This window comes from Caulobacter sp. FG121 (assembly GCF_057809815.1).
Genome location: NZ_JBMDKR010000014.1, coordinates 1 through 5,909 on the forward strand (window position 1 = coordinate 1; position 5,909 = coordinate 5,909).

Below are 5,909 nucleotides of genomic sequence, written 5' to 3' on the forward strand. Positions count from 1 at the left end.
CCAGCACGGCAGCGAGGGTCGATCCAAACTCAGTGAACGGCCGCAGCGCCTGCAGCGCCGCCGCCGGCGTCGTCGCCAGCAGGCGGACTTGATTGATCAGGCCGGAGGCGGCGTCCGCGAGGGACGCCGGCGCGCCGACCAGGTTCAGCACCCCGGCCCGGATCCCGGCCACCTGCCGGCGGAAGCTGTCGAGCGCCGCGCCGGCGGGAGCGACCAGAACGGCGGCGGCCTCGGCGGCCAGGTTCAGTTGTTCGGTCAAGGCGGCGGCCTGGTCGACCACGAACCCGGGTGAAGCGGCTGTCGAGAAGCCTGTCGCGAACAGGGCGGCCGACTGCGCTGTCGCGCCGGCGCTAGCCGCCACGGCCGCGTCTGTCGTGGCGACCGTGATCGCCGGCGCGGTGTTCTCGCCGGCCTCGACGAACTCCAGGGAGAAGACGGCCAGGCCGCCTTCGGTCTTGTCTTCGCGGCAGGCGGAGTTGGTGCAGGCCACCTGCCGGCGGCCATAGGAGGGATGGACCAGCTCGCCGGGCCCTTGGGCCTCCAGGGCGGCGATCAGGGCGTCCCGGGCGGCGTCATAGTCTGGACCCAGGACATAGGCCTCCACGCGAAACTGCCGGGGCGCCCGGCCCAGGTCCTCGGCGTAGGGCTTGTCCCTCAGCGGATAGGTGTGGATCTCGAACCGCCGGCCAAAGCCGTGCTCGTTGCCGTCCACATCGAACGGCACACCCCGGAAACTGGCCGGGCGGAGGCGGTCACGCCAGGCCATCAGTCAGACCCCAGCAGGGGACCGCGATTGACATCGATGCCGGCCTGGCCGGAGGCGCGGGCGGTGGTCGACCGGACGCGGCCGTCCTGGTCAACGCGGATCCCGACATCGACGCGGCCGCGCGCGCCGTCCCTGGCGGCCGCGCCGACCGCCGGCCGGGGTTGCGCTCCGGCCCGGGCTGCAGCACCGGCCACCGCAGCGGCCGCGCCGGCCGGGTTGCCGAACTTCACCACGAAAGCCACGCCCTTGAGGATGAACCGCAGCCAGGGCGGCAGGGCGTTCCACACGGCGGCTGCACCGTTCTTGAAGCCGGTGGCCAGGCGGGTCCACATGTCGCCGAACCACTTGGCGATCTTGTCCCAATTCCTCCAGACGAGGAACGCGCCGGTGGCGATCGCGCCGATGGCCAGGATGGTCCAGCCGACTGGACCGGTGAGCACCCCAAGGGCGGCGGCAAAAGTCAGTGCGCTAGCCGTCATCTGGCCGATGCCGAGCACCCCGGCGATGTTGAGGATTCCGCTTAGACCGCCCAGCGCGTGGGTGAGGGAAACAATCCCATTCACGATGCTGACGACCGCCTCGCCGGTGGCAGCCCAATCGATCTTCATGATCACCGCCCCGAGTCCGCGGACGATCTCGCTGACCTTGCCGATCACCTCGGGACGGTGGGCGGCAATGTACTTGGTTATGCCGACGATGCCCTGGTTGACGGTAGGTAGCAGGGCAGCGCCGATGCCGATCTTTAAGCCGAAGATGCTCGACTTCATCCGGTCCAGGTTGTCGTTAAACTCGTCGCCGGCCTTGGCCAGGTCGTCGGAAAGTACAACGCCCAGACGCTCGGCCTCGTCGCCGGCCTTGCGGATCTCCGCCCCGCCCATGTTGAGCAGCGGGATCATCTCCTTGCCCGATCGGCCCAGCAGCCGCATCGCCATGGCCGTCTTCTGCGGGCCATCGGGCATCTTGGCGAACCGGTCGGCGATGCGGGCCAGCAGCTCCTCGGTCGGCAACAGTTGGCCGCGAGCGTCCTTCAGATTCACACCTAGAGCGGCGAAGGCCTTGGCGTCTTCCTTGCCGCCCTGGGCGGCTGAGACGGCATTGTTAGCCAGCATCCCCAGGCCGACGCTGAACTCGCCCGACTCTAGGTTGGCCAGCTTCGCGGCATAGAGCAGTCGCTGATAGCTGCGAACAGTCAGGCCGATTTTTTGCGCGTTGTTCCAGGCGGCGTCGCCGGCGTCGGCCGCCTCCTTGACCATAGCCCAGGCCGCCTTGCCGACCTGGACGCCGACCAGCACAGCCGTGCCCGCCGCCACCGCGCCGCCGATCGCCGAGACCTTGGCCAGTTTGCCGGTCAGGGTTCCGATGCGCGAGATCAGACCGCCGATCGACCCGGTCGCCTTCGCCGTGGGCCCGCTCCAGCGATCGACCGCCTGCAGGATCAGTTTCAGGCTAAGCGGACCCATGGATTCTTACGGCCTGATCGTTCCAGAAAAGGAGCTCATCGATGTCCATCTCCCACAGCTCCGAGGGCGGGAAATGGAAGGCGGCAGCCAGGTTGCCGAGGACGGCGGCCCAGTCAGGCGGCCACCCGGCTAGGAAAAAGGCTCCAGGTGCGCCGCCAGCGCTTCCAGGTCCTTGGCGTCCAGCTCATCCAGCACCTTGACCGGCTGACCGCTGAACGCTGACAGCAGGGCCAGCGTCTTGCCGACCTCGCCCTTCGCGCCGTCGGTGTACCGCAGGTGCTTGGCCTTCAGCCGTTCCGGCAGATCGAGGGTGATCTCCGTGATCGTCTCGACCTTCTCCTTCGCGCCGCCGGCGCGCTTGGTCACCTCGATCGGGTAATCCAGCGTGTGGGTGACCTTGGCCATCAGAGGATCTCCTCCGCCGGCGGGCCGCTGAAGACGCACTTCAGCTTGCCCTCGCCGCCCAGCTGGGGCGGGTCACCGCAATAGCCGTGGTTGACGACATAGGTCTGGCCGGTGTCGCACTCGAAGGTGATGGTCCCGTCGTCGATCGCCTGGATCGACGCAATGCTGACGCCGGTCGCCATCATCACGTCGCACTCGATCTTCGAAGGCTCGATCGACTCGGTGAACCCGCCGGCGCTGTTCGCACCGGGGCGGGGCGTGCGCTTGACGCCGCCCGGGTCGAGGGTCGCTCCCTCGAAGGTCTGGAGATACTGGCCGTCGGCGCGGATGGTCGCGCGGCCAAAGAGCTTGCCGGTCATGGGGCTGCTGGCCCTCCCTACAGGATGAACTGGATCTGGGCCGCGAAGACGATGGCCTGGTTGACCAGGTCCGGCGCCATGCGCGTGTTCAGACGGTTGCGGTCGCTGGCGTCGCGCTCAATCACCAGGTCGGTGATGAACTGATCAATGTTCTCGATCAGCCCGGCCTCGGCCATGTCCCGCGCCCAGGCCACGGTCTCGGCCTTGGCGATCTTGGGCGTGACGATCGCGCCGCCGGCCGCGGCGGGCGTGCCGTCGTCCGCCAGCTTGTGGCGGGGGAACTTGGACAGCATCCGCTGGCGCCAGGACCAGCGCAGGTAGGACAGGGTCAGCGGGGTGTTGACGTCCAGCCAACTGGTGTCGGCCAGGCTGTTGCTGTCCAGCTGATAGGTGGTGATCACCCGCTCAAGCAGGACAGAGCCGCCTGGATCAACCGTGAAGGTCGTGATGCCGTCGATCAGCAGCAGCTCCCGCTCGGCGCGGGTGAAGGCGTCCGCCGAGAGCGGCGCGAGGATGCCGGGCAGCGGCAAGGTCTGGAACGGCCGAGCCGGGTCGATGCCGCCGTAGTGGGCGACCACGCCCGCGGTGGAAGCAGCCCATTCCCAGGGCGGATTGAGGCCGGCGTCCGCCCCGATGATCGAGACATAGCGGCTGTTGCGGCCGGCCCCCAGGGAGGCGAGCGAGCCTTGAGTGCCCCGGGCGGCGGCGAACGCCACGCCGTCGATCTGGGCCGGCGGAGCCCACCGGCGGGTCAGCTCGGTTTCCAGGGCGGTGAGGTTGGCGGCGCCGGTCCAGGGAATGACGATCACGTCGAAGGGCTCGTCGCCCATGGCGGCGATCGCCGTGGCGACGTCCGGATCGGTGGCGCCGGTAACGCCGGCGGCGATGGCCACGGCCACGCCGGCTGGCACGACATCCTCCCGGTAGTAGCCGACGCGAACATCGATGTCGTTGCCGGGCGTGCCCTTGTTGCGGGCCGTCAGGGTCAGGACGCCGGCGGCGTTGGCGGCGGTGACGGGCATATCCGCCACGGCGTTGATGGCCGCAACGGCCGCGGCGGCGATCTGGGTGGCGGTCTGGCCGCTGGTGACGGTCACCGGCACGGCGCGACCGGCGATATAGAACGCCAGGACCCCGGCGGCCGTCGAGGGGCCGGTGATGGTGGCGACCTTGGTGGCCGCCGTGCCGCCGCCGGCGTCGGCAAGGCCGATGGCGTAGAGGTCGGCCGAGGTGTTCGCCGCAGCGAACTTGGCGGCCATCTCGGCCAGGATCGAGTGCGGTCCGAAGTCGGTTCGGGCCTGCGAAGCGGAGAGCTGGCGCAGCAGAGTGGCGGCGGTGGCCGTGCCGGTTCCCAGCATGTTGCCGATCAGCAGGACACGCGGCGTCTTGACCGGAAGGCCGCGACGGGCGCGGCTCGAGTCGATCTCGGCGTAGGCGCCCGGCGTCCGGATGGTGTTGGAAATCGTGTTGAAGGCGATCGACATGGTCAGTCCTTGGTCTTGGGCGCGGGCTTGGCGGGCGCGGTCTCGGCGTCAGCGGGAGCAGCGAGGTCGGCGGTCTCCTCGACATCGCCGTCGTCGAGGCGGCGGATCCAGAACGGCGAACGCGCCACGTCCTCGCCGGCGGTGAGCAGGGAGCCGTCAGGTTTGCGCACGCGCCGGCCGGCCGCCGGCTTGAGACGCAGGGTGTCTTGGTCGACCATCAGGACTCCTCGATGGGATAGGTGATCAGGCTCGACGCATCGGCCTGGCCGTCATGGGGCGGGATGTCCCAGGCGGCGGCGAAGGTGGTGAAGTCGCCGATCGGCGGGACGGTGATCTCGTCCGGCGCGCGAGGGCTGATGATGAACTGGCTGGTGAACGCGATCGCGAACATGCTGACCGGCCGCTTCTTGCGGTCGCCGCCGGTGTAGAGCGGCGTGCACGCCCCCAGCTGCAAGGATGAGATCGGCAGGCCGAAGTCCTGGGCGACCAGCAGCGCCGTCAGATCGAGGGTCAGCTGGTAGGAGCCGATCTCGCCCGGGCCGCCGCCATGGCGCTGGGCCTTCTCGTTGCGCAGGTTCGACGCGGCGACCACCAGGTGGAAGGTCCCCTCCACCAGCGTCTCGCCACCACCCATGTCGTTGAGCTTCCGCCAGCCGCCGAACACGGTCCAGGCCGCCGGGAAGTCGCGGATATCGGCCGATAGGAACTCGTCCAGGTCGGTGGGCAGGCTCTCGACGGCGCGCAGGCTGTAGCCCAGCACGTCCAGCTTCGCCGCCGCATTGAGTCGCGCCGCCATGGCGTTCTCGATCTGCGCGATGATCATCGAACCGCCCTTGCCAGGTAGTCGTTGATGATCTCCCCGATCTTGCCTGGATCCGCTGGCGATAGGCCGAAGATCGGCCGGGGCGGAATGACCACTTGCTTGACCGTCTTCCAACCGCCACCGGCCAGCTGGAAATGTAGGGCGCCCGCCGTCTTGGGTCGGACAATTCCGCCGAAGTGCAACAGCGGTGCGCGCGGGTCATTGGTCCCGACGATGGCCGTATCCCGCGTCGCGGCGCCATGAACCGACTCGCGCAGGACTCCGCTCTTGACCATGGTCTGGCCGCCCGTGAGCTGGGCGCGGATAGAGGGCTTCCACTTGGAGCCGTCGGGAGCCTCTCCGTCCCCGAACCGATCGCGGGTGGCCTCGCTCAAATACTGGCTGATTTCGCCCATGAGCGGGAACAGGTCGCCCATGCGCTCCAGGAAATGGCCCAGCTGCCGCTCCAGGGCGGCCGCGCCAGAGGCCTCAACGGTGTATCGGAGGCCCATCAGAACCCCCTCATGCGGTCACGAGAGAACAGCCGCTCCTGGCTGGAAACGGCGATGGTGTCGTCGCGGCCGGCCGGCTCGCCGCCTGCCTCGTCGGGCAGGCGGATGATGCCGGTGGAGA

At 69.0% G+C, this 5,909-nt stretch carries 9 protein-coding genes; all 9 read right to left on the reverse strand.

Annotated features, from left to right (window positions below; translation table 11 throughout):
• A partial coding sequence (locus ACODSL_RS19870; protein WP_488902474.1) for a DNA circularization protein occupies nucleotides 1–766 on the reverse strand: 766 nt, incomplete at its 3' end.
• Nucleotides 766–2,226, reverse strand: coding sequence for a phage tail tape measure protein (locus ACODSL_RS19875; protein ID WP_488902475.1), 1,461 nt, complete (start codon nucleotides 2,224–2,226; stop codon nucleotides 766–768). The genes ACODSL_RS19870 and ACODSL_RS19875, both read right to left, overlap by 1 nt.
• Complete coding sequence (locus ACODSL_RS19880; RefSeq protein WP_488902482.1) at nucleotides 2,213–2,317, reverse strand: GpE family phage tail protein; 105 nt, start codon at nucleotides 2,315–2,317, stop codon at nucleotides 2,213–2,215. The genes ACODSL_RS19875 and ACODSL_RS19880 overlap by 14 nt, the downstream gene beginning before the upstream one ends.
• A gap of 38 nt (nucleotides 2,318–2,355) precedes the next feature.
• Nucleotides 2,356–2,631, reverse strand: coding sequence for a phage tail assembly protein (locus ACODSL_RS19885; protein ID WP_488902476.1), 276 nt, complete (start codon nucleotides 2,629–2,631; stop codon nucleotides 2,356–2,358).
• Entirely contained in the window at nucleotides 2,631–2,990 is a 360-nt protein-coding gene (locus tag ACODSL_RS19890) for a phage tail tube protein (protein WP_488902477.1), read from the reverse strand. The genes ACODSL_RS19885 and ACODSL_RS19890 overlap by 1 nt, the downstream gene beginning before the upstream one ends.
• A gap of 17 nt (nucleotides 2,991–3,007) precedes the next feature.
• Entirely contained in the window at nucleotides 3,008–4,474 is a 1,467-nt protein-coding gene (locus ACODSL_RS19895; protein WP_488902478.1) for a phage tail sheath subtilisin-like domain-containing protein, read from the reverse strand.
• Nucleotides 4,475–4,476: 2 nt separating this feature from the next.
• A complete protein-coding gene (locus ACODSL_RS19900) occupies nucleotides 4,477–4,692 on the reverse strand; it encodes a DUF2635 domain-containing protein (protein WP_488902479.1) in 216 nt (71 codons plus the stop codon).
• Nucleotides 4,692–5,297, reverse strand: coding sequence for a phage protein Gp37 (locus tag ACODSL_RS19905; RefSeq protein ID WP_488902480.1), 606 nt, complete (start codon nucleotides 5,295–5,297; stop codon nucleotides 4,692–4,694). Before ACODSL_RS19905 ends, ACODSL_RS19900 begins: the two co-directional genes overlap by 1 nt.
• Nucleotides 5,294–5,788, reverse strand: coding sequence for a phage virion morphogenesis protein (locus ACODSL_RS19910; protein ID WP_488902481.1), 495 nt, complete (start codon nucleotides 5,786–5,788; stop codon nucleotides 5,294–5,296). The genes ACODSL_RS19905 and ACODSL_RS19910 overlap by 4 nt, the downstream gene beginning before the upstream one ends.
• Nucleotides 5,789–5,909 lie beyond the last annotated feature (121 nt).

Bases quoted from the DNA above. Each gene is read 5' to 3' on its own strand.
- ACODSL_RS19900 (WP_488902479.1), bottom strand. From the start codon at position 4,692: ATGGTCGACCAAGACACCCTGCGTCTCAAGCCGGCGGCCGGCCGGCGC.
- ACODSL_RS19890 (WP_488902477.1), bottom strand. From the start codon at position 2,990: ATGACCGGCAAGCTCTTTGGCCGCGCGACCATCCGCGCCGACGGCCAG.
- ACODSL_RS19910 (WP_488902481.1), bottom strand. From the start codon at position 5,788: ATGGGCCTCCGATACACCGTTGAGGCCTCTGGCGCGGCCGCCCTGGAG.
- ACODSL_RS19905 (WP_488902480.1), bottom strand. From the start codon at position 5,297: ATGATCATCGCGCAGATCGAGAACGCCATGGCGGCGCGACTCAATGCG.
- ACODSL_RS19895 (WP_488902478.1), bottom strand. From the start codon at position 4,474: ATGTCGATCGCCTTCAACACGATTTCCAACACCATCCGGACGCCGGGC.
- ACODSL_RS19885 (WP_488902476.1), bottom strand. From the start codon at position 2,631: ATGGCCAAGGTCACCCACACGCTGGATTACCCGATCGAGGTGACCAAG.
- ACODSL_RS19875 (WP_488902475.1), bottom strand. From the start codon at position 2,226: ATGGGTCCGCTTAGCCTGAAACTGATCCTGCAGGCGGTCGATCGCTGG.